Source organism: Actinoplanes sp. NPDC051388, from assembly GCF_055586225.1.
The window spans coordinates 137,122-160,667 of record NZ_JBVJIP010000014.1 but is presented as its reverse complement, the minus strand read 5'-3'; the positions used below and the strand labels follow the sequence as shown (position 1 = coordinate 160,667).

Genomic DNA, 23,546 nt, shown 5'->3' with positions numbered 1-23,546 from the left:
GCCTGCCGCTGCCTGCTCGCCTGCCGCTGCCTGCTCGCCTGCCGCTGCCTGCTCGCCTGCCGCTGCCTGCTTGCTTGCCGGCAGTTGCTCTCCTGCCGGCGGTTGCTCTCCTGCCGGTGCTTCCTCTCGGGGCGCAGAGGGTTCTGCTTCCTCTGCGCCAGCGGGCTCTCGACGCTGCTCCGGGACGGTCATGACGCCTGCTCGAAAGCTGTGTCGCTGGCCAGCACCGCCGCCCCGGTCACGCCGGCGCGACTGCCCAACTCCGATAAAACGACGGGCAGGTTGCCGGTCGCAAGGGGCAGCGAGCGCCGATAGACCACGCTGCGGATCTCGGCCAGGAGGATGTGCCCCAGCAGCGCCAACCCGCCCCCGATGACGATCATCGACGGATTGGAGAAGCTGACCAGGGTGGCGAGCACTCCCCCGACCCGGCGGCCACCGTCGCGGATCAGCCGGATGCAGGTGACGTCTCCCTCGGCGGCGCCCTCCGCGACATCGCGGGCGCCGAGCTCACCGTTTGCCGCGAGACGCTCGGCCAGCGCGGGCGACTCACCGTTGCGCGCCGCGGCGACCGCGTCCCGGGCCAGCGCGGCGCCGCTGAACAGCGCCTCCAGGCAGCCCGCGTTCCCGCACGAGCACACCGGCCCGTGCGCGTCGACCTGGATGTGCCCGATGTCGCCGGCGCATCCGTCCACCCCGCGATAGACGTCGCCGGCCAGGTGGATCCCACACCCTATGCCGGTGCCGATCTTCACGAAGAGAAAGTCGTCGACCGAATGCGCGACCCCGCCGTGCCGCTCGCCGATCGCCATGATGTTCACGTCGTTGTCCACCACGGCCGGGCACCCGTGCTCGCGGGCGAGCAGCTCACGCACCGGGTAGCGGTCCCACCCCGGCATGATCGGCGGCGACACCGGCACTCCGTCGCGGTAGCTCACCGGACCCGGCACCCCGATCCCGACGGCGTCGAGCTTCTCGAATGCCCCGTCGGTGCGCGCCTTGGCCAGCAACTCGTTGACCCGATGCAGGATCACCTTGGGCCCGGAACGGATGTCGGCGGTCTCGCGGTAGGCCGCGACCGGCTCGAGCCGTCCGTTGGTGACCTCTATGTCGATCGAGCTGGCGCCCAGATCGACCGCCGCGAAGCGCAGCCGCGGGTGCAACTCGACCAGCGTGGACCGCCGCCCACCGCGCGAAGCGGCCATGCCGGCCTCGGCGATCAACCCCGCGGAGACGAGTCGTTCCACTTCGGCCAACAGCCGCGGACGGGTGAGCTCGAGGCGGTCGCCAAGCTCGGCACGCGACACCGGGCCCTCGTCACGCAGCAGTCGAAGCACCCGATGATGGGGAGCGTCAGCGACGTGCACAACTACCTCCGGCGGGGGTTCACAGCCCGGAAACGATGCTGTGTCGTGCCGGTCACACTAGGCCTCTTCCGCCGTCCAGGTCCATACCTTCCAGAAGATCTCTATCAACTTTTGTTTTCTCCACCAAAAGTCCCACGACTACCCCCCACTTTCGTCTTCAGCACCCGCGTCTTTCGGGAGCGGAGCGGTGGGGCAGACAGCGAAGCGGCCGGTCCCGTCGGGACCGGCCGCTCATCGTTTGCTGGTTGTCGTTGACCGGGCTAGGAAGTGCTCAGGCCCTTGTCGCTGCCCTTCTTGATCTTGCGGTCGTCGCGCAGCTGGAGGAAGGGCTCCTCGTCCGCCGGGTGGCCGGCCGCGATGGCCCGCCCGCGCTCGAGTTCGGCGTCCAGTTCGGCGCCGAGCAGGATCGCCTGGTTGGAGATCCACAGCCAGACCAGGAACGCGATCGCACCACCGAGGGTGCCGTAGGTCTTGTTGTAGCTGGCGAAGTAGGTCAGGTAGAGCGCGAAGGCGCCGGAGGCCACCACCCAGAGCACCACCGCGAAGATGCCGCCCGGGCTGACCCAGCGGAAGCCGCCGGTCTTCGCGTTCGGCGACGCCCAGTAGAGGATCGAGAACATCAGGCTGACCAGGATGATCAGCACCGGCCACTTCACGATGCTCCAGACCAGGACGGCCTGGTCGCCGAGCCCGATCCGGCCGCCGACCGCCTCGGCCAGGCCCCCGGTGAAGACCACGATGACCGCGGACGCGACCAGCATGATGCCGACCGCGGCGGTGACGGCGAGGCGGATCGGAATGGTCTTCCAGATCGGCCGGCCTTCGGGCACGTCGTAGACGGCGTTCGAGGCGCGCATGAAGGCGGCGACGTAGCCGGACGCCGACCAGAAGGCCAGCGCGATACCGACGATCGCCGCGATGCCGGCCGTGCCCGGGTCGCTCACCTGACCCAGCACGGTGTCGACCAGACTCTGGATCTGGCTGCTCGGCACCACCTCGTTGAGCGTGTCCTTGACCTGCTGCTTGCCGTCGTTGCTGACCAACCCGAGCACCGAGACCAGCGCGATCATGGCCGGGAAGATCGACAGAATGCCGTAGTACGTCAGCGCGGCAGCCCAGTCCGAGACGTTGTCGCTGGAGAACTGCTTGAACGTCCGCTTGACCGCGGCGAACACCCCGCCACCCTTGAGGCCGGCGGGGCTGGGCGGCCCGGCGTCCGGGTCGGGCGCGTCAAGACCGGCATCCCGATCGTCGCCCGTCCTGGTGGTCTTGGCCGCGTCCAGATCAAGCTTGGCGTCGCGGGCCTCAGCATCCTTGTCGGCCTTGTGGCGAAGCTTCATCGCGGTATTTCCCTCCGGCTACGTAACAAGGCCGCTGCCACGTCGATTGGCGGCCTACCTGATGTGATGCCCGCCATGCCCGGCCTCTAACCCACTCCTCACAGCCATCTCCCAGGGGCAACTCACCCCGCGCGCCACGGCCGCCCCAAGGCGTCTCAGACCTTCACGCCTGGCACCGGCTCGCCGGCCCACCGCGAGGAGCGGACGCCATGCCGACGGGATCGAGCGTGCCGCGAGGTTGATCGAGATGGGCGCAAGCACGAAAGACAGGCGTCGGAAGCGCCGGCGAAAGCGACGGCGCCGGGGCGTGGGCACGCAAGCGCGAGCCGCGCAGTCGGGCCGCACAAAGCGCGGGCGCTGAAGCGCCGGGGGTGGGCCTGCAAGCGCGAGCGCGGAACCGCCGGGGCCGCACAAGCACGGGCGCAGGCGCGGAAGCGCGGGCGCACAAGCGCGGGTGCACAAGCGCGGGCGCGGGTGCACAAGCGCGGGCGCGGGTGCACAAGCGCGGGCGCGGGTGCACAAGCGCGGGCGCACAAGCACGGCGCGGGCGCACAAGCACGGCGCGGAAGCGCGGCGCGGAAGCGCGGGGCCGCGGAAGCGCGGGGCCGCGGAAGCGCGGGCGCGGAGGGCCGGGCGCGGAGGGCCGGGCGCGGAGGGCCGGGCGCGGAGGGCCGGGCGCGGAGGGCCAGGCGCGGAGGGCCAGGCGCGGAGGGCCAGGCGCGGAGGGCCAGGCGCGGAGGGCCAGGCGCGGATGGCGGGTGGAAGCAGGAGCGGTGGGGGTGGGTGAGTTATTCGCAGAGGATTCGTTCCATTCGGCGGCCTGCGACTGTCACGCCTACGGCGAAGAGGATCAGCAGGTAGGCAACGTCCAGGAGTTGGAGTGGGCTCCAGGAGCCTGTGGTGATGCCTCGGAGGAGGTCCACCGAGCGGTAGAGCGGGGTGGCCTCCACCACCCAGCGCAAGGCTGCCGGGTAGCCCTCGGCCGGGACGAACGTGCCGGAGAACAGGAACAGGGCGAATTGCACGGTCATCATCAGGTCGAAGTCGTGCCAGCTGCGCATGAAGGTGGACAACGCCATGCCGATGCCGCCGAAGGCGAAGCCGACCAGGACCGCGGCCGGCAGCGCCGCCACCGCGAGACCGACCGTGGTCAGGTCCATCGCGACCATCACCACCAGGAACGCGGCCGAATAGATCGTGCCGCGGATCATCGCCCAGGTCAGCTCGCCGATCGCCACCTCGATCGGCCGCACCGGCGTGGCCACGACCCCCTCGTAGAGCCGCATCCACTTCATCTTTCCGAAGAAGTTGAACGTGGTCTCGGACAGCGCGCCGGTCATCGCCGACGACGCGAGCATCGCGGGAGCGACGAACACCGCGTAGTCCACCACCCGGCCGCCGGGCAGTGTGAGGTCGCCGACCAGGGCGCCCACGCCCAGGCCGATGGAGAACAGATAGAGCACCGGCTCGAGGAAGCCGCTGGCCATCACGATCCAATAGGCGCTGCGCAGCGCGGCGACATTGCGCTCCACCATCGACATCGACCGGCGCCCGGCGCCGCGGACGGCGATCAGGCGCGGCAGCATCAGCGTGACCACGGTGACCTCCTCAGACCACTAGCCGACGGGAGAAGGCGCGGTTTGCCAGCCACCAGCCGCCGGCCGCCCATGCCGCCAGGACGATCAGGTGACCGGTCGCCGACCACTCCGGCGCGACGCCCAGCGTGGCCGCCCGGGTCAGGTCCACCGCGTGCCAGAGCGGAAACGCGTAAGCCACCCAGCGCAGCAGCAGCGGAAGCTGGTCGACCGGGAAGAACACGCCGGAGAACAGCGACATCGGCAACATGCCCAGGCGCATCAGGATCGCCAGATAACTGTCCGAGGTGACCGACGCCGCATAGGCGAACGTGGGTGTGGACACGGCGAGCCCGACCAGCAGCGCGACCGGCAACGCGGCGAACGCCAGCCAGCTGTGCAGCGTGCCGAACGCCGCCGCGACACCCAGGAACGCGCCGGCGCTGAGCAGCACCCGGAACAGCACGAACAGCAGATGCCCGCCGATGATGTCGGCGACCCGCAGCGGCGCGTCCGCCTGCCCGAAATAGATCCGCCGCCACTCGAATCCGCCGAGCACCGGCCAGGTCGACTCGGAGAAGCCGATCTGCATGGCGGTCGAGGCGATCAGCCCGGGCACCATCCAGTCGAGATAGGGCACGCCGTCCACGCCACCCTGCACATAGGCGCCCACCCCGACACCGAAGCCGACCATGGTCAGCAAGGGCAGCACGAACGAGCCGAGCAGGCTGGCCCGCCAGAGCCTGCGATAACTGACCAGGTGGTATTCCAGAACCCCGAGGGTCGCGCTCATCAGTCCACCAGCGTCCGGCCGGTGAGGTGCAGGAACACGTCCTCCAGGCTGCTGCGCCGGACCAGCACACTGGCCGGGCTCAGCGAGCGCCGCTGCACCTCGGCGGCCGCGTCGTCGCCGTCCGCCACATAGAGCAGGATGCGGTCGGGCAGCACCTCGACCCGCTCCCCCAGGCCGGCCAGCTTGTCGGCATAACTCTCCTGGGACTCCGCGTTGAACCGCAGCTCGACCACCTCGCGCGTCGAATATCGCTCGATCAGCGCGCGCGGCGAGCCCTCGGCCACGATCTTGCCGCCGTCCATCACCACGAGCCGGTCGCAGAGCTGCTCGGCCTCGTCCATGTAGTGCGTGGTCAGCACCAGCGTCACGCCCTGCTGCTTGAGCCGGAACAACCGCTCCCACACCAGGTGCCGTGCCTGCGGGTCGAGGCCCGTGGTGGGCTCGTCGAGCAGCACCATCTCGGGCTCGTTGACCAGCGCGCGGGCGATCGTCAGGCGCCGTTTCATGCCGCCGGACAGCGGCTCGACCCGGCTGTCGGCGCGCTCGGTGAGCTGCACGAAGTCGAGCAGCTCGTCGGCCCGGGCCCGGGCCGTGCGGCGCGGGATGCCGAAGAACCGCGCATAGGTCGTCAGGTTCTCCCGCACGGACAGCTCGATGTCGAGATTGTCGAGCTGCGGGCACACCCCGAGCCGGCCCCGGATCGCCGGGCCGTCGCGCCGCGGATCGAGCCCGAGGATGCGCAACACACCGTCGGTCGGCGGGGAGACGCAACCGACCATGCGCATGGTCGAGCTCTTGCCCGCGCCGTTCGGGCCCAGGAAACCGAACGCCTCACCGCGCTGGACGTCGACGTCGATGCCGTCGACCGCGGTGAAGTCACCGAAGCGTTTGACAAGCCCACGGGCGTGGATCAGGGATTCCGCACTCACAGCCAGGACCCTAGTGACCGGGTCCGACATTCTCATCGGCTTTGCCGCGGGAGTGGTGACCGCAATCACATCGATGCGGCGAAATCCGGATGGTCACTCGTCCGTCCACAAAGGGACGACAACGCCCCCCATGCCCTCCGAAAACCCGCTACGGTGCACCCGATTTCGACTCATGGGGGTCCCGATCATGTCCGTCACCGACCGCGCACGCCGCCTCGGCGTGTTCTGGCTGGTCCTCTCGGCGCTGGCCGGCGGAGCGTTCTTCCTCGCTCGCTATCAGAACCCCGAGCGGCTGGCCCCGGGCGACACGTATTGGTATATGAAACAGGCACAGGTCTTCGCCGGGGTGAGCGAAGACCGGGCGGCGGCCATCGCTTCGGAGCAGCTCTGCCGCGACATCAACCGATCGTTGGTCGACCAGGATCGCAAACCCACATGCGAGGGGTACCCGGCGATCAAGACACCGCAGTACGTCGCGATCTTCGAGAGCCGCCCGGGATACCCGCTCGTCGCCGCCCCGTTCGTGAAGGTCTTCGGCGCGTGGCGCGGCATGGTGCTCGCCACCCTGCTCCTCGCGGTCCTGGTCGGCCTACTGTCCTACCTGGCGATCGCGATGGCGACCGGGTCGGGACCGGCCGGGTTCCTGGGCACGCTGATGTTCTGCGCGCTGCCGTCCGGATGGTGGATGACCCGGCTGCTGGCCGAGGCCGGCGTGGCCGCCGGATACTTCGCCCTCCTGCTCGCCGTCATGCTGGTCTGGCGCGGCCGCCGGATCGGCGGCCTGCTGCTCCTGGGCGGTTCCCTGATCTGGTTGTTCGCGTTCCGATCAGCCAGCGGCATGGCCGGTGTGGCCGCGGTGACCGGCGCGAGCCTGCTGGTGGCGATCTTCGCCCCCCGGCTGCGCCGCGACGCCTCGCTGACCGCCGCCGCGGGCGTCGTCGCCATCGTCGCCTGGCAGGTGATCGCCACGGTGTTCACGTTGCCGGGTCTCGACGCGACGATCCAGGACTACGCGACCCGGCACTGGCGTGACCCGGAGGTGGCGGATCCCATCGGGTGGCTGGTCGACAAGAACCTCGAATACTGGCCGGACCAGGGCATGTCCGTGCTGACCGACCCGTGGTTCATCGTGCTCCTCGTGATCGCGGCGGTGGTCCTGATCCGACGCGACCGGGTGATCGCCCTGCCCTGGCTGCTGATCGGGCTCAGCGGCATCGCGATGTTGATCGCCCACCCGGTCGAGGCGGAGTGGAACCGGATGAACATGCCCCTCTGGATGCCGGTCTCCCTCGCCTTCGGCTGGGCGCTCGCACTGGCCCTGCGCCTCCCCGGCAAGCCGGAGCAGCAGCCCGTGCCGCCGACCCCCGAGGCCGCGGTGGGCGAGAAGGAGAAGGGCGAAGACGCGAAGAGTGACGCCGAAGAGGGCCGCGAGAACGTGTCCGCCGAGAAGGGACCCACCGAGGGCCAACCCGCTGAGAAGGCTGCGCCGGCGCTCGGCGTCCGCCGGGCTGCCGGAATCAATCGGGTCCGCCCTGCTCAGGCGGCCCGTCCATAGACAAGTCGCGCACGTCGCCGACTCGACTGAGCGAGACGTCGACCGACTCCCCTCTCGGCGAACCCGACAGTCGGTCAGAACCGGCCACGCACCGCGGGTTGGGCCAGCCGGACCGGCCTGGGGACCTGGTGGGCTGGATCAGGACCGGCCACGCACCGTGGATTGGGCCGGCGGACCGGCTTGAGGATGTGGCGGGCTCGGCACATCCGGCGCCGGCCGAGCGGGTCCGCCATCCGGCCGAAGAGCAGCAGCAGGCCGCCTGAGGTCACCGCGTGTGCCGTCAGGGTCCACTGCGCCAGCTGGGGCCGAGCCGCGGGTCGGCGGTGATCGCGGGCAGCGCCGCGATCAGGATGGCGCCGTGGTCATCAGGAAGGCCAGCCCGAGCAGGGCCAGCACACACCAACGCGCGTCGTGGTTTTACACCGATGGGGCGGTCGCGCTCTGGGCCGCGTTCACCAGCTCGGTGGTCACCTTGATCACCGGCTCACTGTCCACCGGCGTGCCGGAGTCGTAACGGACCGCCCAGCTCAGGCCGTCCACCCCGCTCACCCGCCGGCCCACCACGCGCACGCCGCCCTGCGGCAACGGATGGTGAGACGTGTACGCCACGGAGCGCGTCACCCGGGTGCGCACTTGATCCGGCACCTCACCCGGCTCGAGCAGCAGCACCGTCACCGGCGGCGCGTCCACCAGCACCGCGTAGTCGTCGCGCACCTCGGCCACCTCGGCCGGGACGATCCGCAGCTCGCGGCCCGACCACCCGGCCTTGTGGATGTCGTGCCAGCCGAACCGCCCGACGCCGGGCAGCCACAGGCCGCGGTTGGTGACCACCACCGCCGCGTCCTCGCCGGCCAGCGCCCAGGCCAGCACCCGCTCGTCCGCCTCCAGCTCCGGGCGCAACCCGGCCGGGAGCTTGGGACGCCGCCGAAAGAGACTCACAATCCTCCTGCCGCCTGCTCGCGCAGGGCCCGCGCGTGCTGTTCCAGCGAGAACAGCTCGCCGGCCATCGCCAGATATTCATCCTTGTGCTGCACCGGGTTGATCCGCTGCACCTTCGACTTGAGATCACGGATCCGGGTGGCCACCGCGCCGACCTGCAGACGGGCCAGCTGGGTCGACACGTAGTGCAGGTCGACCTCGCCGTCCAGCCGCGGCGGCTCCACCGACAGCTCGCCGATCAGCGCCTTGCCGCTCAGGTCGTCGCAGGCGTCCCGGATCGCCTCGATCCACACCACGCCGCCGGTCGCGGTGGTGGTGCCGCCGGCCGCCGCGATGGCCAGCCGGATCGTGCGGAAGACCTCGTCGCCGTACGTCTCCGGGCCGAGCGCGTCGAACATCGGGCCGGCCAGCACCGGGTATTGCAGGGCCAGTTTCAGCGCCTCGCGCTCGACCATCCGCTGCGGACTGTCCGCGGCGGCCGGCCGGCGCTGGGCGACCACCTCCGGCTGATGCGCGGACTGCACCGCCCGCAGCACCGGCTCGAGATCCATGCCGAGGTCGCCGGCGAGCTTGCGCGCGTACTCCGGGCGCTTCTCCCGGTCTTTGATCTTGGCGACCAAGGGCGCCGCACGCCGCATCGCCTCGACCCTCCCCTCGACCGTGTCCAGGTCGAAGCGGATCAGCGTCTGGCGCAGCGCGAAGTCCACCAGCGGCTCCCGGCCGGCGATCATGTCGCGGACCGCGAGATCGCCCTTGGCCAGCCGCAACTCGCACGGGTCCATGTTGTCCGGGCTGACCGCGATGAACGTGCGGCCGACGAAGCGCTGGTCCTCCTCGAAGGCGCGCAGGGCGGCCTTCTGCCCGGCCGCGTCGCCGTCGAACGTGTAGATGATCTCGCCGGTGAAGCTGTCGCTGTCCATCAGCAGCCGGCGCAGCACGCCGATGTGATCGATGCCGAACGCGGTGCCGCAGGTCGCCACCGCGGTCGGCTCGCCCGCCTCGTGGCAGGCCATCACGTCGGTGTAACCCTCCACGATGACCGCCCGGCCACGCTTGGCGATCTCCCGCTTGGCGTGGTCGATGCCGTAGAGCACGTGGGACTTCTTGTAGAGCGGCGACTCGGGCGTGTTCAGGTATTTCGGGCCGTCGTCATCGTCGAAGAGCTTGCGCGCGCCGAAGCCGATCACGTCGCCGCTCAGATCGCGGATCGGCCAGAGCAGCCGGCGCCGGAAGCGGTCGATCAGCGAGCCGGACTTGGCCGGCTTGGACAGGCCGCCGGCGGTCAGCTCCTCGGCGGTGAAGCCCTTCTGCATCAGGTGGCGGCTCAGGTGGTCCCAGCCGTCGGGGGCGAAGCCGCAGCCGTACTTTTCCGCGGCGTCCCGGCCGAAGCCGCGCTGGGCCAGGAACTCGCGGGCCTTGCGGGCGCCCGGGGTGGTGAGCTGGCCGCGGTAGAAGTCGGTGGCGGCGGCGTGCGCGGCGAGCAGGCGCTGCTTCTGCCCGGGTTGCTGGCGCGGCACGCCCTTGCGGTCGGACGGCGACTCGTCGTAACGAAGCTGCAGCCCGGCCTTGCCGGCGAGCCGCTCGACCGACTCGATGAACGTCAGATGCTCCGCGTCCATCAGAAACTTGATCGCGTCGCCACCCATGCCACAGCCATGGCAGTTGCCGGTCAAGATGTTGTCCTCGAGGACGAAGGCGTGCGTGCCGTCCACGACCGGGCAGAAGACCTCCTCGACCTCGCCGTTGTCCTCGATCGCCTCGACCACCCAGCCACGTCGCTCGACCCGCTTGCGGTTCGCGGCGAACCGATCCCGGTGCGCGCCGATGAGGAAGAACTCCTCCGGGATGTCGTTGCCCATCAGAATGAGGCGATACATCGGGCCGGTGTAGCCGACCTGGCCGTCCGACCGCTGGACGTCGGGGAAACCGGTGCGCACGTACTCGCGGATGCCGTAGGTGCCGACGCCGATCCGGGTGCAGAGGTCGCGCACGTATTCCAAATGGTCGCGGCGGGACGAGTTGAGGGAGATGCAGCCGTCCGCGGCCACGTCTCCGTCGGCCGCGAAATATCCGGCCAGCCACCCGTAGAGGTAGGCGAGGGACTCGGTCAACGGCGGAAGATCGGTCTTGAAGTACGCCGGAAGCCCGGTCACCGTGAGCCGGTCGGCGGACTCGTACGTCTCGCTCAGAGGGAACCATTTCAGCAGCTCCCGATCCTTCCCGCCGTACAGGAAGGCCACACTGCCCTTGTCCGCGAGGGTGCCGTCACCGAAGACGATGCCGCGGGCGACGCCGAAGGGCGACGGGGCGCAGACGTCGTAACCACCGTTGCGGGTGGTGAGCGCCCTCGGAAAGACGTGCGCGAGCCGGTCGCCCGGCTTGAGTTCGGCGGTGACCCGTTCCACCCGCTTCTCGCCCCGATTGGTCCGCGCACGGATGAACCACCGATGGTTGGTGGTGGTCCGGATCGTCTTCTTCTGCCCGTTGCGGGACAGCTTCAGGTGCACGACCGGCTGTTCTCCGAACGACTGGAACGGCGCCTCGACGAACCGCCCGTGCGTGGTGATCACGCGATGCCGCCCGCCGGCGAGCTCTCGGATCTCCCGTACGCCCTGATCAGTGATGACGCGCGTCTCCCCGGCAAGACAGAAGTACACATTTCGGGCGGGAGAGACCGTGAAAGAGGGGGTCTTCTCGTCGTGGAAGGGGCACAGGCCCTTCAGGTTGCCGCCGCCGGCGGACCTGAGCGTGACGGTCTCGCTGATCACGTCGGCGATGGACGTGCGGTCGCGGACCAGCGCGATGTCTTCATCCTTCACTCTGGCCACCGGTACATCCTGCCTCGCGCTACTTGCCACCCGCCACGAGGGTACGGTGCCAGTCCACGGCGCCGTGGTCGGTGAGCGACGCGACCTGGTCGATCACGACGCGCAGGCGGGCCGCGTCGTCCGGCGCCTCCTTCCAGAGCGGCTCGAAGACCGGGTCCAGCCCCTCCGGAGCGCGGGCGCAGAGCGCCTCGACCAGCTCGGTCAGGATGATGCGCTGGCGCTCGTACCACTCCTCGGCGGCACGAGCCCGCATCACGTAACGCAACGCCAAGCCTTTGAGCAGGGCGCACTGGATGCGGACCGTGCGCGGGACGACCAGGTCGGCCGCGTACCGCCGGACCGGCTCGGAGCCGTGCCGGCTGTTCGTGGCGCCGACCGCCGAGGCGACGAAGCGGCCGGTCAGCACGCTGGTCATCCGCTTGAGCGCGATCTGGCTGCGGAACGTGCCGTCGTAGTCCGCGGCGGCCGCCACCACCTCGTCGGCGAGCACCTGGGCGAGGTGCTCCGCCAGCACGTCGACCGGCTCGTCGGAGTACATCGCGGCGACGTCGGCGCAGAGCGCGGCACGCTCCGATGCATCATCGATCAGGGTGCGCAGCGTGATGTAGCCGCCGAACACCCCGTCCTCGACGTCGTGCACCGAATAGGCCACGTCGTCGGCCCAGTCCATCACCTGCGCCTCGAGACAGCGCCGCTCGCCGTCCGGGGCGCCGCGGCGGATCCAGTCGAAGACCGGCACGTCGTCGGCGTACACCCCGAATTTGCGTTTTCCGGGTTTGCGCAGCCAGGGGTACTTGCAGGTGGCGTCGAGCGAGGCCCGGGTCAGATTCAGGCCGGCGCCGGGCACCTTGGCCTCGAGCCGGGTCACCACCCGCAGCGTCTGGGCGTTGCCCTCGAAGCCGCCGCACGGCTGTGCGACCACGTCGAGTGCCGCCTCGCCGTTGTGGCCGAACGGTGGGTGACCGAGGTCGTGCGCGAGCCCGGCCACGTCGACGACGTCGGGGTCGCAGCCCAGCCGGGCGCCCATCTCGCGGGAGATCTGCGCGACCTCGAGCGAGTGGGTGAGCCGGGTGCGCAGGAAGTCGTCCGACCCGGCGGTGTGCACTTGGGTCTTGGTGGCGAGCCGGCGGAACGCGGCGGAGTGCAGCACCCGGGCCCGGTCCCGTTCGAACTGGGTGCGCCCGTAACCGCTGTCCTTGGCGGGCTCGCCGGCCCAGCGTTCGGCGTCGGACGTCATGCGCCAACCCTAAGCCGTTGATCGCTGATGCCGATGCGGTAAATGTGGACTCCGTCTCAGCACCCGCGCGCGCCCGGCTGACCATCGTCGCCCGGCTGCTTCTGATGACCACCGCCGGCGTGGTCGCCGCCCTTCTGGTGGCCGGCGCCGCCGCCTGGGGGTCCGCCGGCCAGTCCCGGGCCAACGAGGACATGACCCGGGTCAGCGACGCGATGAGCCATCAGTGGAACGCCGACATGATGCACGACGGCCTGCGCGCCGACGTGATGTCCGCGATGTTCGCCACCACGCCGGAGCAGCGGGAACAGTTCGGCGTCGAGGAGGTGGACGAGCACGCCACCACGATGGTGACCAACTTCGACGCGGCGGCGGCCGGCGCGCCGGCCGGGCTGGTCGCCGAGTACGCGCGGGTGCGCCCGGCCGTGGTGGCGTACGGCGACACGGCCCGGCGCATCGTGGACGGCGCGAGGGACGAGTTGCCCGCGTTCCTGGGCCAGTTCTCGTCGCTGGAGACGGACCTGGGCGCCATCGACGACGCAATGCTGACCGCCGTCGAGCAGGCCGGCGAGGCCGGGCGGCGGGCGGCCTCGCGCAGCGCCTGGGTGGTGATCGCGGGCACGCTGGCCGCGGTGCTGCTGACCGTGTTCGCGGCGGTGCTGACCATCCGGGCGGTCCGGCGCCCGCTGAGCCGGATGCTGGCCACGCTGCGGGCGATGGCGCAGCGTGACCTGACGGTCCGGGCCGACGTGCCGCACCGGGACGAGTTCGGCGAGATGGCCGACGCGCTGAACGAGGCGCTGACCGCGGTGCGTTCCACGGTGTCCGCGACCGCGAGCAGTGTGGCGGCGCTGACCGCGGCGAGCGGCGACCTGCGTGGGCTGGCGGGCAGCCTGGACAGCTCGGCCGAGCAGACGTCGGCGCAGGCGCGCAGCGCGGACACCGCGGCCCGGCAGGTGTCCAGCGCGGTGACCGACATGACCACGGCGACCGGGGAGCTGTCCGAGTCGATCCGGGAGATCGCGCGGCAGACCTCGGACGCGGCGGTGACCACCTCCCGGGCGAACGACAGCGCGACCGAGACGGCGACCGCGGTGGCCGGGCTGAGCGCGGCCGGCGCCGAAGTGGGCGACATCGTCAAGCTGATCACGCAGATCGCCGAGCAGACCAACCTGCTGGCGCTGAACGCGACCATCGAGGCGGCCCGGGCCGGGTCGGCGGGCAAGGGTTTCGCGGTGGTGGCGACCGAGGTGAAGGAGCTGGCGCAGGAGACTGCTCAGGCGACCAGCGACATCACCACGAAGATCTCGGCGATCCAGGACATGACCGCGCGTACGGCGACGGCGATCGCGACCATCACCGAGGTGATCGGGCAGATCGACGACGGGCAGCGGATGATCGCGGCGGCGGTCGAGGAGCAGTCGGCGACCACCGAGCTGATGGCCGGGAACGTCGGCGACGTGTCCACCGCGGCGGCCGAGATCAGCGGCACGGTCGCGCACATCACCCGCTCGTCGGAGTCGACCGCCGAGGGTGCGAACACCACCCGGCTGTCGGCCGAGCGGGTGAGCTCGGCGGCCGGCGAGATTCAGACCCTGATCGGGCAGTTCCGCTACTGACGCGTCTCAGGACTTCTTCGACGAGAGCACACAGAACTCGTTGCCCTCGGGGTCGGCCAGCACCACCCACGGCACGTCGTGCTGCCCGACGTCGACCGGGCGGGCGCCCATGTCCACCAGCCGCTCGACCTCGGCCTCCTGGTCGTCCGGGCGCAGGTCGATGTGCAGGCGGTTCTTCACGGTCTTGACGTCCGAGTTGGTGGCGAACAGCAGGCCGGGCATCTCATCGGGGGTGCGCCGGATCTCCACCTCGTCGGGTTCCTCGAAGACGATCTGGTAGCGCAGCGCCTCGGCCCACCAGCGGGCCAGGCGGGCCGGGTCCTCGCAGTCGACGACGACCTGCTCCCACCGACTGCTCATGCTCTTCTCCCCCACGCTGCGCCGTCCGAAAGTGGCGATCATGTTACGCCCACCGACCGGGTGGGTTACCCCGCCGGACAACGGACCGTGCGTCCGGCGACGGGCCTCGATGGGTGCACACCATGCGTTCAGCCGATGCCACCTCATCCAAGGAGCCGACGTGAATTCCGCGTCCCTGCGGCACATCCTGCACGAGCTCGCCGACGCCGGCCGGACCGGCGCCCTGCACGTGGACGGCGCCCCGGGCGGAGTGCTCTATCTGGTCGCCGGGCACATCACGCACGCCGAGTCGCCGGCCTGCCCGGGGATCGGCGAGCGGCTGGTGGCGTCCGGGCGGTTGCCCGCGGCGGTCTGGACGGACGCGTACGCCGAGGGGGCCGCGACCCGCCGGGTGGCGCGGACGCTGATCCGGGACGGCCACATCGGACAGAACGAGCTGGCCTGCCGGGTGGTGTCCGCGATCTGCGACGTGACCCACGCGTTGTTGCAGAGCGATGACGCGGCAACCCGGTTCGCCGACGGGGAACGGCATTGGCTGGGCGTGATCGCGCAGGTCGAGCTCGGTGCGCTGATCAGCGAGACGGCCAAGCGGTTGCGGCGGGTGCCCGCGCCGCGTACCGGGAACGACATGCCCTGGGTGGGCCGGCCGCACCCGGCCTGGCCCCGTCGCTCGGTCGGCCGGCGCCCGGATTACGCGGCGCTGAAACGCATCCGGGCCACCGTCGAGTCGGCGTTGTGAGACAGCTTCATCAGGACGCACAGCAGGTGCGACAAGTAGCCGCAGAGTCGCCGCAGGATGGCCCACGGTGACGGCGCGAAAACGCGGCGGATTCGCACGCAACTCCGCCACCGCGCGGAGATGCCAGACGAGGGAACTCCCGGCCGCGGGCCGCATGCGGACGGGAACCAGGAACCAAACGCTGAGGAGAGAAGTGCCCGGCGTAGAGCACTGCCTGCAGGAGGCCATGACGATCCCTGGCGCGGTCGGAGCCAGCATCGTCGACTACACCACCGGGTTCCCGGTCGCCACCACCGGCGCCGCGCCCAACTCCGACCACGAGGCCGCGGCGGCCGGCACCGCGGACGTGGTCCAGGCCGCGACGAGCCGTTCGCTGTTCGTCTCGGCCGTGCCGCACGACCTGTTGGAAGACCTGATCATCACGACCGCGGGGGGCTACCACCTGCTGCGTCTCGTGCAGACCGACTTCGACAGCCGGCTGGTGCTCTACGTCTGGCTGGACCGGATCCACGGGAACCTCGCCGTGGCCCGCCGCCGGATGCAGACGCTCGCCGCCGAGCTGGTCGCCACCTAACTCCCCCACCGAAACCAGCGGGAAGGACCCCTGTGACCCCCACGAAGACCGCGGCTCCCGGGCGCCTGCTCACGCAGGTGGCGGGCGAGCGGCAGACCGGAGCGCTGGTGGTGGGCGGCCACCCCGGCGGCGCACCGGGGGGTGTCGTCTACCTGGTGGACGGGACGGTCATCTATGCCGAGTCGCCGGCCGCGCCGGGCGTGGGCGAGCTGCTCACGTCGTCCGGCCGGCTGGCCGGGCGCACCTGGCAGGCGGCGCTGGACATCGGCGGTCCGGCCGCGCGGGTCGGGCAGCTGCTGCTGGACCAGGGCCACCTGACGCAGGGTGAGCTGGAGTTGTGCGTGCTCGGAGCGATCTATGACGCGGCGTACTTCGCGCTCGCCCCGGCCAGCGCGCCGGTCGAGTTCCGGGCCGGCGCGACACACTGGCTGGGCGCGGTGGTGCGGGTCGAGGCCGCCGCGGTCAATCGCGAATCGCGCCGCCGGGCCCGTCTGCTGGACGAGATCTTCCCGCATCCGGAGATCGACACCGCGGCGGTCAGCCCGGTCCCCCGCCCGCCGCTGGAACGGATCACGCTCACCAGCCTGCAATGGGAGCTGCTGGTGCACGCGGACGGTCAGCGCACCCCGGCGGACCTGGCGCAACTGCTGGGCCGGGCCGGTTACGCATGCGTTCAGGAGCTGCGCCGGCTGGCGGCGCTCGGCCTGATCGAGCGGCCCGAGCTGCGGGATCGCACGAACGGCAACCCTGATTTCGTACGCCTGCCGCGCGCCCGTGGCGTCGCCGCGGATGTCGAGCGGCCCGTGGTGACGCTGGACGACGGCCCACTCGTACCGGTGGTGCACCGGCCGAACGCCGGACCGGCCGACGAACCGCCGATCGAGGGGGTGCCGTCCACCGCCAACGGCGTGGTCTACCGCCCACCCAAGCTGGCCCGCCGCAAGCCGGGGGCCAAGTTACCCAAGGACCTCGCCGGCGAGCCCCCGCCGGATCCGCCCGGCGCCGACGAGGTCCTGCTGAAACGCATCCGCACCGCATTGCGGGCCCTGCGGTGACGCGCGCACCCCCTCACGGAATGGGAGGCCGACGATGGTGGATCCGGCTGTGCTGCACGAGCTGGGCAACCTCCGGACACGACTACCGGAGTTGACCGGCAGCGTGCTGGCCACCGCCGACGGAATGGTGGTGGCGCACGACGCGCACGGCATCGAACCCGACAGCCTCGCCGCCCTGGCCGCCGCGCACCTCGCGCTCGCCCGCCGCTTCGCCCACGCGGTGCGGCACGGTGAGCTGCGGGAGTCGGTGGTGGAGTGCGACGGCGGTTACATCACGTCCTATGCGGCGGGCGCGAACGCGCTGCTCACGGTCGTCACGACGGGAAGCGCGAACCTGGCCATGGTGCACCTCGAGGCCCGCCGCAGCGTGACGCGGCTGATCTCGATCCTGGCCCTCGACATGCCCGCACCGGCCCGCATGGAGATCCCCACCCAACCCGGTCCGTCAACCCCGATGGCCAGGCGCACCCCGATGGCCACCCTGCCCACCAGCATCCGGCGCCGGCAAGCCGCCGGCTGACCGAACGTCAACCCCGTACGGAGGAGTAACCCATGCCCGACATGGACACCGCACTCAAAGAGATCATGGACCTCGACGGCGCGATCGGCGTCGCGCTCGTGGATCACACGAGCGGCATGGCCCTCGGCACCGCCGGTGGCGGCAAGGAGCTCGACCTGACGGTCGCGGCGGCCGGCAACACGGATGTGGTGCGCGCCAAGCTGCGCGCCATGGAGATGCTCAATCTCACCGAGAAGATCGAAGACATCCTGATCACGCTCGACACGCAGTACCACCTGATCCGGCCCCTGACCAGCCGTTCCGGCAAGGGTCTGTTCCTCTATGTGGCACTGCGCCGGGACCGGTCGAACCTGGCCATGGCCCGGCACCAGCTGAAGCGCATCGAGTCGGATCTCGACGTCTGACGCCGGTGGCCCGCACGTAGGCGGGGAAGGCCCATCACCACCCGGCCTTCCCCGCTCCGTACGCTGGACCCGTGCAGTCGGTGCGGGAGACGGTCTCGGCGATCCTCGGCGGGGCGGTCGCATTCGAGACCGGCCTGGACGGGCTGGCCGTCGCGCCCGCCGGAGAGGTCGATCCCGCGCTGACCGCGATGATGCGCGACGCGGTCGCCGCGCTCGCGGATGCGGGCTGGCAGCCGGCCGAGCTGCATCGCGTGGTCGCCCGCGGCGGTGACCCGGTGCAGGCCCACCTGGTCGACGACGCGCTGGTCGCGCACGCGCGCCGGTTCTCGGGCGTCGACCCGCGCTGGTCCGGCCAGCTCGAGACCACAGCTTGGTGGTCGAGCGAGGAGACCTATCTGCGCGAGGCCGCCGCGCGCCGGCGAGTCGACCGGATCAGGCTGCTCGACGCGGTGCTCGGCCTGATGGCGACGCTGCGCCGGTTGCCGCCGGTCGAGGTGCTGATCGCGCCGCCCGGCACCACCGCGCCTTCCACGCACCGTGGCGCGGATCCGCGGCTGCTGCACCGGGTGCGGTCCCTGCTGGCCAAGGCGGAGGCCACCGCGTTTCCGGCGGAGGCGGACGCGTACACGGCGAAGGCGCAGGAGCTGATCGCGCGGCACAGCCTGGCCGAGGCGATGAGCGTGCGGACTGCGGACGTGGTGCCGCACGCCCGGCGGATCGGGGTCGATCACCCCTATGAGAACGAGAAGGCCGCCCTGCTCGACGCCACCGCCCGGGCCAACCGGTGCCACGGGGTGTGGTCACCGGAGCTGGGCTTCTGCACGTTGTTCGGCTTCGACGCCGATGTCGACGCGGTCGAGGTGCTCTACACGTCGCTGCTGGTGCAGGGGCATCGGCTGATGACGGCGGCGGAACCACGCGGCGGGAAGGCCCGGATCAAGGCCTTCCGGCGGTCGTTCCTGATCGCCTTCGCCGCGCGGATCGGCGAGCGGCTCAAGGCGGTCACCGCGGCGGCCGCCGCGGCCGGGGGCTCGGATCTGCTGCCGGTGCTGGCCTCCCGGGACGCCGAGGTCCGCGAGACGATGCAGCGGATCTTCCCGCACACCGTGCGGGCGCGCGGCGCGCGCGTGGACAGCCACGAGGGCTGGGACTCCGGCCGCGACGCCGCCGACCGCGCCACCCTATGACCGGCGGCGGCCCATGATCACGGTCCGATCGCCGATGCCCGGCCCGATGACGTGCCAGCCCTCGTCGGCATAGAGCTGGCGGGCCGGATCGGTCGCGTCGTCGGTGGTCATCAGCAGCAGGCGGTCGTGCGGCAGGCCGTCGAGCAGGGCGCGCATCAGGCGCCGGCCCAGGCCCCGGCCGCGGGCCTCCGCGCGCACACCGATGCTGACCAGCTCGAAGTGGCCGCCACCCAGCCAGTCCTCGGCGACCTCGGGTGCGAGCACCGTGCGGGCGTTGTCGGTCCACCACTGGCCGGGCTGCCCGGTGTAGCCATAGGCGAAGCCCTCCTCCGCACGCGCCAGCCGGAACCCGTCCCTTGCGGAGTGCCGGTCCCAGACCGCGGCACGCCACTCCTCGATCGTCGGGAAGACGCCGAACACGTCCCGATAGAGCGGCCAGACCTCATCGGCCGGGACCGCGTTCACGTCGATGCGGATCACTTCACCACCCTGGGGAACTGGCCGGGGTCGCAGGTCTTCGGGGCGGCCCGGCAGTCGTGGCCGATCACCTGGGCGTTGGCGTCCCAGTCGTATTGCATGGCATAGGCACCAGGCCTGGCGAACGCGGTCATCCGGAACGGCGGCTCATCGGCGGGCGGCACGACCACCTCGTGCCGGTCGCCGCGGTAGCGCAGCTCCACGTGCAGGCGGAACGCGCACTCGCACCGCGTGGCCGACGCGACCACGGTGCTCACCCAGATCTCGCCGCGCTTGAGGTCGCGATGCTTGGCGGCGAAGTAGGGGGTGCCGGTGGACGCCTCGGTCACCGCGGGGTCCGGCGCGTCGAGGTTCACCGCCAGGTTGGTGTTCTCCGCCTCGCCCTGCGACGAGATCAGAAAGACCGTGCCGGTCCGCACCGGCGACCGCTCGACCACCTCCACGGTCATGCCGACGACCGCGACCACGCCGGCGCGGCGGCCCTCGACGGTCAGGCGCGCCTCGCCCCACCCGGCCGGCACGAAGCGTGGGTCGTCGGCCGGCGCCGGGGGCTCCGTCGTGATCGGCTCGGTGGCGGCCAGATAGAGCCCGCGGTCGGACGGGCCGAACACGGTGTCGATGTCGACCAGCGCGGACCCGGCCAGGTCGAGCGCGCGGTCCGAGAACCACGGGATCACACCGGGCACGACGGTCACCACGGCGGTGGTCGCGGCCAGCGCGACCAGCGTCTTGGTGCCACCGGACAGCCGGGCCCACGCGGACGGCGGCTTGGCCGGCGCCTCCGGCGGGGTGGCCCGTGCCTCCGGCGGCGCGGCCGGTGCCTGCGGCGGCCTTTTCCGCTTCCGGCTCACGACGGCTCCGCCTCGGTCGCCTGGAGAGCCGGAGCCGGAGTCGGGGCCGGCTGCAGCAGGGCGAAGCTGATCATCAGCACCAGCATCGTGACCATGCCCAGCGCCAATCCGAGCCCCGGCCGCAGGCTGGCATAGGCCGTGCGCGCCTCGTTCAGCAGCCGGGTGACCGTCTGCCAGAGCACCAGGTAGCCCATCGCCAGGGCGACCAGCACGGCGGTCGAGCAGATCAGCCCGGCCCGCCGCAGCACCGCCGTGGCCGCCCGCACGACCAGCGCCACGACGATGAACGCCAGGCAGACGAAGAGCCCGACGCGGTAGATCACCGACCAGACCTGGACGTCGTCCGGTCCGGCGGAGACGGGGGCGAGCGTGAGGGAGCCGCCGTCGCCCGGCCGCAGCCGGTGCCACGGCAACCAGACCGAGGCCGCCGCGGTCACCAGCGCGATCGCCAGGGTCACCCGCTGGGCGCCCCGGCGCACGGTGTGCAGCAGCTCGACAGCCTCGGGGCTGAGCTCGACCGGCGCGATACCGCCGCGCCGCACCAGGTCGGCGCCGGAGACGCCGATCAGCACCATGGCCAGGCCGGCCAGATAGAGCAGACAGCCGGTGGACGGGATCGAGGTGCCCACCGTCAGCGGCTGTGCCGCATAGGTGATCGGGTTGCGGACCACCAGCTGGGCGCCGCGCAGCGCATAGGTCGTGATGAACAGCAGCCCGACGGAGCCGACGACCGAGGTCATCATGGTGGTCGCCCACAGCACCGACGACAGCCGGTGCGCCGCGGACAGACTGATCACGGCGCCGGCTCCGACGAAGATCAGGATGAGCGCGGCGGCCGGGGCGACGACCGGGTTGAGGTCGGCGAGCTGCACCAGAAAGGCCGGCCCGGGTGTCTCCACCGGCTGCACCGCGGCCCACGGCAGGGTGATGCCGACCAGCGCGAGCGCGCCACCGGTCGCCGCGACCACCACCGCCCAGGTCCGCACGCCCGGCGGACGGCTGTCATCCATCGATCCACACCCGGCGGATCCTATCGACGCCCAGCCGCTGCGGATGCCCCATCCACTTCCCATCTGCTGCCCATGGTTGGACGTGCCGGGTCGTCGCCATCCTGAGGTCGTGACGCGGATCCGCGTCGACGTCTCCTCGGGAAGGGGTTCACATGGGCAGGTTCCCGCGCCGCGCGATCGTCATCTCACTCATTCTTCCCGTTCTGTCCACATTGGTCGTCGGTGGTTTCTGCGTCGCCGACCTCGCCTCCTGGTTCGCGCACTCCGGCCGCGCCACCACCGTGGTGGAGGGCCAGGGCGACCCGGTGGGCGGCGACGAACCGGAACGCCTGGACGTGCGATGGAAGGACGCCACCGGCGACGTCCACGAAGCGCAGTTCCGGGTGCCCGAGGGCAGCGGCCCGATCCCCCGGGACCGGCCGTTCCGGATCCGGTACGACCCGGCCGACCCGGAAGGCGTCGCGTTCCCGGCGGGCGAGGACGAGAAACTGGTGATCCCGCCGGCGCCGCGATGGTGGGTGCTGCTGATCGCGCTGCCGTTCCTGATCCTCACGGTGAGCGTCGCGCTGGGCTGGTGGTTCCGGGTCCGCAAGGCGCGCGTCGCCGCGGCTCAGCCCGGCCAGCGTTATCGGGTGGTGCCGTTCGCCCTGCAGGGCACGCAGCTGGGCTTCGGCTCGGTCAAGACGGTCGACATCGGGCTGGGCACGCTGCTGTTCCCGGCCGACGCGCCGTACGACGAGGACGCCTTCAAGCCCGGCCGGGGATTCGTCCGCCCGCCCGCCATCCGGTGGCAGCGGGTCATGTGGAGTCCCGGCTTCGCGGCCCTCGAACCGGGCCAGGAGGTGACCGCCCACTTCAGCGAAGACGCGGACGGCCGCGCCGTGCTGACCACCGACAAGGGCACCGTGTGGCCGACCGGCCGGCTGCACGACCGGGACCTGCCGGCCAGGCAGCCCGCGCTGGTGGCGTTCCGCAGCCCGGTGAACAGCCGGGTGCGGCCGGGCGCCGCCTATCTGGTCGCGCCGCTGTTCGGCATGTGCGCCGCGCCGAGCGCCGCGACCAGCCCGGCGGTGCTGCTGGTGATCCCGATCGCGCTGCTGCTCGGCTATGGCGTGACCATCGCGGCCTGGGCGTTCCGCAGCGGCATCCCGGCCGAGCACTGACCGCCGCTCAGCCCCCGGCCGGCTTGCTCTGGGTGAACCTGACCTGGTTGCCGGCCGGGTCGCGGAACGCGCAGTCGCGCACCCCGTAGGACTGGTCCATCGGCTCCTGCACGACGTCGGCGCCGGCCGCGGACAGCCGGTCGAACGTCGCGTCGCAGTCGTCGGTCCAGAACACCACGCTGGCGAAGACGCCCTTGGCCATCATGTCGGAGACCGACTTGCGATCCTCCGGTGACATGTCCGGGTTCGAGTCCGGCGGATAGAGCACGATGTCGACCTCGGGCTGCGACGGCGCGCCGACCGTGACCCAGCGCATCTTCTCGTAGCCGACGTCGCCGCGGACCTCGAGCCCGAGCAGGTCGCGATAGAACTCGATCGCCTTGTCGTGGTCGTCGACCGCCAGGAACGTGTGCGAAAGTTTGATGTCCATGCAGCTCACGCTATTACGCGGGAGTCTGCCCGGCTTCTCTGTTCCTGACCGGTCTGGTGACGACCCGCGCGTAACAGGCCGGGATCACGGCCAGCTCGTCGTGGTCGCGGGCGCGGTAGGCGCTCGGCGACTCCCCGACCAGCTCGGTGAAGCGGGCGCTGAACGACCCGAGCGAGGAACACCCGACCGCCATGCAGACCTCGGTCACCGACAGGTCGCCGCGGCGGAGCAGGGCGGTGGCCCGCTCGATCCGGCGGGTCATCAGGTACGAGTACGGCGTCTGCCCGAACGCGGCCCGGAAACTGCGGGAGAAATGCCCCGGCGACATCAGCGCGTCGCGGGCCAGCACGGTCACGTCGAGCGGATCCGCGTATTCCCGGTCCATCCGGTCGCGCACCCGGCGCAGACGCACCAGGTCGGCCCGATCCATGCCGACCAGCATCGCACACGAACAGCCCGGCTGCGCCTACCCGCACTCGGCGCACGCTGGCCGAACAGCCCCCGCCTACCCGCACTCGGCGCACGCTGGCCGAACAGCCCCCGCCTACCCGCACTCGGCGCACGCTGGCCGAACAGCCCCCGCCTACCCGCACTCGGC

General features: G+C 71.2%; 23 protein-coding genes and 2 pseudogenes. 9 read left to right on the top strand and 16 right to left on the bottom strand.

Annotated features, from left to right (window positions below; translation table 11 throughout):
- The 6 genes and pseudogenes from ACZ6TI_RS31560 to ACZ6TI_RS31535 form a co-directional block, all read right to left on the bottom strand.
- A pseudogene (locus tag ACZ6TI_RS31560) lies at nt 1-192 on the bottom strand (hypothetical protein); the annotation flags it as partial.
- On the bottom strand, nt 189-1,367 hold the full coding sequence (locus tag ACZ6TI_RS31555; protein WP_465348823.1) for an ROK family transcriptional regulator: 1,179 nt from the start codon (nt 1,365-1,367) through the stop codon (nt 189-191). The gene ACZ6TI_RS31555 and the pseudogene ACZ6TI_RS31560, both read right to left, overlap by 4 nt.
- 260 nt (nt 1,368-1,627) lie before the next feature.
- Nucleotides 1,628-2,707, bottom strand: a complete 1,080-nt coding sequence (locus tag ACZ6TI_RS31550; RefSeq protein ID WP_465348822.1) for a YihY/virulence factor BrkB family protein — start codon at nt 2,705-2,707, stop codon at nt 1,628-1,630.
- A 788-nt stretch (nt 2,708-3,495) separates the two neighbouring features.
- On the bottom strand, nt 3,496-4,305 hold the full coding sequence (locus ACZ6TI_RS31545; RefSeq protein ID WP_465348821.1) for an ABC transporter permease: 810 nt from the start codon (nt 4,303-4,305) through the stop codon (nt 3,496-3,498).
- 10 nt (nt 4,306-4,315) lie between these two features.
- Entirely contained in the window at nt 4,316-5,074 is a 759-nt protein-coding gene (locus ACZ6TI_RS31540) for an ABC transporter permease (RefSeq protein ID WP_465348820.1), read from the bottom strand.
- Nucleotides 5,074-6,033, bottom strand: a complete 960-nt coding sequence (locus ACZ6TI_RS31535; protein ID WP_465348819.1) for an ABC transporter ATP-binding protein — start codon at nt 6,031-6,033, stop codon at nt 5,074-5,076. The genes ACZ6TI_RS31540 and ACZ6TI_RS31535 overlap by 1 nt, the downstream gene beginning before the upstream one ends.
- Before the next feature lie 157 nt (nt 6,034-6,190).
- Here ACZ6TI_RS31535 and ACZ6TI_RS31530 point away from each other — a divergent pair, with 157 nt between their 5' ends.
- Nucleotides 6,191-7,558 carry a hypothetical protein gene (locus ACZ6TI_RS31530; protein WP_465348818.1) on the top strand — a complete coding sequence of 456 codons (1,368 nt, stop codon included), beginning with the start codon at nt 6,191-6,193 and terminating at the stop codon, nt 7,556-7,558.
- A 417-nt stretch (nt 7,559-7,975) separates the two neighbouring features.
- Here ACZ6TI_RS31530 and ACZ6TI_RS31525 read toward each other — a convergent pair whose 3' ends face one another.
- The 4 genes and pseudogenes from ACZ6TI_RS31525 to ACZ6TI_RS31510 all read right to left on the bottom strand — a co-directional run bounded on the left by ACZ6TI_RS31525 (nt 7,976) and on the right by ACZ6TI_RS31510 (nt 12,562).
- Nucleotides 7,976-8,497 carry a hypothetical protein gene (locus tag ACZ6TI_RS31525; RefSeq protein WP_465348817.1) on the bottom strand — a complete coding sequence of 174 codons (522 nt, stop codon included), beginning with the start codon at nt 8,495-8,497 and terminating at the stop codon, nt 7,976-7,978.
- Nucleotides 8,494-10,374, bottom strand: coding sequence for a DNA primase (gene dnaG, locus ACZ6TI_RS31520; RefSeq protein ID WP_465348952.1), 1,881 nt, complete (start codon nt 10,372-10,374; stop codon nt 8,494-8,496). Before dnaG ends, ACZ6TI_RS31525 begins: the two co-directional genes overlap by 4 nt.
- Before the next feature lie 768 nt (nt 10,375-11,142).
- A pseudogene (locus ACZ6TI_RS31515) lies at nt 11,143-11,325 on the bottom strand (CHC2 zinc finger domain-containing protein); the annotation flags it as partial.
- Between the two features lie 19 nt (nt 11,326-11,344).
- Nucleotides 11,345-12,562 carry a deoxyguanosinetriphosphate triphosphohydrolase gene (locus ACZ6TI_RS31510; protein ID WP_465348816.1) on the bottom strand — a complete coding sequence of 406 codons (1,218 nt, stop codon included), beginning with the start codon at nt 12,560-12,562 and terminating at the stop codon, nt 11,345-11,347.
- A 44-nt stretch (nt 12,563-12,606) separates the two neighbouring features.
- Between ACZ6TI_RS31510 and ACZ6TI_RS31505 the strand changes: the two genes are divergently transcribed.
- Nucleotides 12,607-14,178, top strand: coding sequence for a methyl-accepting chemotaxis protein (locus ACZ6TI_RS31505; RefSeq protein WP_465348815.1), 1,572 nt, complete (start codon nt 12,607-12,609; stop codon nt 14,176-14,178).
- A gap of 6 nt (nt 14,179-14,184) precedes the next feature.
- Here the strand turns inward: ACZ6TI_RS31505 and ACZ6TI_RS31500 are convergent, their stop codons facing one another.
- The gene (locus tag ACZ6TI_RS31500; protein ID WP_465348814.1) at nt 14,185-14,538 is read right to left on the bottom strand and encodes a VOC family protein; all 354 of its coding nucleotides are present in this window, start codon (nt 14,536-14,538) and stop codon (nt 14,185-14,187) included.
- Nucleotides 14,539-14,698: 160 nt separating this feature from the next.
- On the opposite strand from ACZ6TI_RS31500, the gene ACZ6TI_RS31495 reads away from it, so the two are divergent.
- The 6 genes from ACZ6TI_RS31495 to ACZ6TI_RS31470 all read left to right on the top strand — a co-directional run bounded on the left by ACZ6TI_RS31495 (nt 14,699) and on the right by ACZ6TI_RS31470 (nt 19,017).
- Complete coding sequence (locus tag ACZ6TI_RS31495; RefSeq protein ID WP_465348813.1) at nt 14,699-15,277, top strand: DUF4388 domain-containing protein; 579 nt, start codon at nt 14,699-14,701, stop codon at nt 15,275-15,277.
- A gap of 226 nt (nt 15,278-15,503) precedes the next feature.
- Nucleotides 15,504-15,851 (top strand): hypothetical protein, encoded by a 348-nt coding sequence (locus ACZ6TI_RS31490; RefSeq protein ID WP_465348812.1) that lies wholly within the window; start codon nt 15,504-15,506, stop codon nt 15,849-15,851.
- 32 nt (nt 15,852-15,883) lie between these two features.
- Nucleotides 15,884-16,906 (top strand): MarR family transcriptional regulator, encoded by a 1,023-nt coding sequence (locus ACZ6TI_RS31485; protein WP_465348811.1) that lies wholly within the window; start codon nt 15,884-15,886, stop codon nt 16,904-16,906.
- A 34-nt stretch (nt 16,907-16,940) separates the two neighbouring features.
- The gene (locus ACZ6TI_RS31480; RefSeq protein WP_465348810.1) at nt 16,941-17,426 is read left to right on the top strand and encodes a roadblock/LC7 domain-containing protein; all 486 of its coding nucleotides are present in this window, start codon (nt 16,941-16,943) and stop codon (nt 17,424-17,426) included.
- Nucleotides 17,427-17,458: 32 nt separating this feature from the next.
- Nucleotides 17,459-17,830, top strand: coding sequence for a hypothetical protein (locus tag ACZ6TI_RS31475; RefSeq protein WP_465348809.1), 372 nt, complete (start codon nt 17,459-17,461; stop codon nt 17,828-17,830).
- Between the two features lie 71 nt (nt 17,831-17,901).
- Nucleotides 17,902-19,017, top strand: a complete 1,116-nt coding sequence (locus tag ACZ6TI_RS31470) for a DUF2786 domain-containing protein (RefSeq protein WP_465348808.1) — start codon at nt 17,902-17,904, stop codon at nt 19,015-19,017.
- Here the strand turns inward: ACZ6TI_RS31470 and ACZ6TI_RS31465 are convergent.
- From ACZ6TI_RS31465 to ACZ6TI_RS31455, 3 genes are read right to left on the bottom strand one after another with little or no spacing between them, the layout of a single operon-like run.
- The gene (locus ACZ6TI_RS31465) at nt 19,012-19,497 is read right to left on the bottom strand and encodes a GNAT family N-acetyltransferase (protein WP_465348807.1); all 486 of its coding nucleotides are present in this window, start codon (nt 19,495-19,497) and stop codon (nt 19,012-19,014) included. The genes ACZ6TI_RS31470 and ACZ6TI_RS31465 overlap by 6 nt on opposite strands.
- The gene (locus tag ACZ6TI_RS31460; protein ID WP_465348806.1) at nt 19,494-20,345 is read right to left on the bottom strand and encodes a hypothetical protein; all 852 of its coding nucleotides are present in this window, start codon (nt 20,343-20,345) and stop codon (nt 19,494-19,496) included. Before ACZ6TI_RS31460 ends, ACZ6TI_RS31465 begins: the two co-directional genes overlap by 4 nt.
- On the bottom strand, nt 20,342-21,355 hold the full coding sequence (locus tag ACZ6TI_RS31455) for a hypothetical protein (protein WP_465348805.1): 1,014 nt from the start codon (nt 21,353-21,355) through the stop codon (nt 20,342-20,344). Before ACZ6TI_RS31455 ends, ACZ6TI_RS31460 begins: the two co-directional genes overlap by 4 nt.
- Nucleotides 21,356-21,507: 152 nt before the next feature.
- Here ACZ6TI_RS31455 and ACZ6TI_RS31450 point away from each other — a divergent pair, with 152 nt between their 5' ends.
- Nucleotides 21,508-22,518 carry a hypothetical protein gene (locus ACZ6TI_RS31450; RefSeq protein ID WP_465348804.1) on the top strand — a complete coding sequence of 337 codons (1,011 nt, stop codon included), beginning with the start codon at nt 21,508-21,510 and terminating at the stop codon, nt 22,516-22,518.
- A gap of 7 nt (nt 22,519-22,525) precedes the next feature.
- Here ACZ6TI_RS31450 and ACZ6TI_RS31445 read toward each other — a convergent pair whose 3' ends face one another.
- Together ACZ6TI_RS31445 and ACZ6TI_RS31440 are read right to left on the bottom strand one after the other, a co-directional pair.
- A complete protein-coding gene (locus ACZ6TI_RS31445) occupies nt 22,526-22,948 on the bottom strand; it encodes a VOC family protein (RefSeq protein ID WP_465348803.1) in 423 nt (140 codons plus the stop codon).
- A gap of 13 nt (nt 22,949-22,961) precedes the next feature.
- A complete protein-coding gene (locus tag ACZ6TI_RS31440) occupies nt 22,962-23,378 on the bottom strand; it encodes a helix-turn-helix transcriptional regulator (RefSeq protein WP_465348802.1) in 417 nt (138 codons plus the stop codon).
- Between the last annotated feature and the right edge of the window lie 168 nt (nt 23,379-23,546).

Coding starts and splice junctions, on each gene's coding strand:
- ACZ6TI_RS31475 (WP_465348809.1), top strand. CDS start 17,459: ATGCCCGACATGGACACCGCACTCAAAGAGATCATGGACCTCGACGGC.
- ACZ6TI_RS31550 (WP_465348822.1), bottom strand. CDS start 2,707: ATGAAGCTTCGCCACAAGGCCGACAAGGATGCTGAGGCCCGCGACGCC.
- ACZ6TI_RS31535 (WP_465348819.1), bottom strand. CDS start 6,033: ATGTCGGACCCGGTCACTAGGGTCCTGGCTGTGAGTGCGGAATCCCTG.
- ACZ6TI_RS31500 (WP_465348814.1), bottom strand. CDS start 14,538: ATGAGCAGTCGGTGGGAGCAGGTCGTCGTCGACTGCGAGGACCCGGCC.
- ACZ6TI_RS31540 (WP_465348820.1), bottom strand. CDS start 5,074: ATGAGCGCGACCCTCGGGGTTCTGGAATACCACCTGGTCAGTTATCGC.
- ACZ6TI_RS31510 (WP_465348816.1), bottom strand. CDS start 12,562: ATGACGTCCGACGCCGAACGCTGGGCCGGCGAGCCCGCCAAGGACAGC.
- ACZ6TI_RS31480 (WP_465348810.1), top strand. CDS start 16,941: ATGGTGGATCCGGCTGTGCTGCACGAGCTGGGCAACCTCCGGACACGA.
- ACZ6TI_RS31440 (WP_465348802.1), bottom strand. CDS start 23,378: ATGGATCGGGCCGACCTGGTGCGTCTGCGCCGGGTGCGCGACCGGATG.
- ACZ6TI_RS31530 (WP_465348818.1), top strand. CDS start 6,191: ATGTCCGTCACCGACCGCGCACGCCGCCTCGGCGTGTTCTGGCTGGTC.
- ACZ6TI_RS31455 (WP_465348805.1), bottom strand. CDS start 21,355: ATGGATGACAGCCGTCCGCCGGGCGTGCGGACCTGGGCGGTGGTGGTC.
- ACZ6TI_RS31490 (WP_465348812.1), top strand. CDS start 15,504: ATGACGATCCCTGGCGCGGTCGGAGCCAGCATCGTCGACTACACCACC.
- ACZ6TI_RS31445 (WP_465348803.1), bottom strand. CDS start 22,948: ATGGACATCAAACTTTCGCACACGTTCCTGGCGGTCGACGACCACGAC.
- dnaG (WP_465348952.1), bottom strand. CDS start 10,374: ATGTATCGCCTCATTCTGATGGGCAACGACATCCCGGAGGAGTTCTTC.
- ACZ6TI_RS31450 (WP_465348804.1), top strand. CDS start 21,508: ATGGGCAGGTTCCCGCGCCGCGCGATCGTCATCTCACTCATTCTTCCC.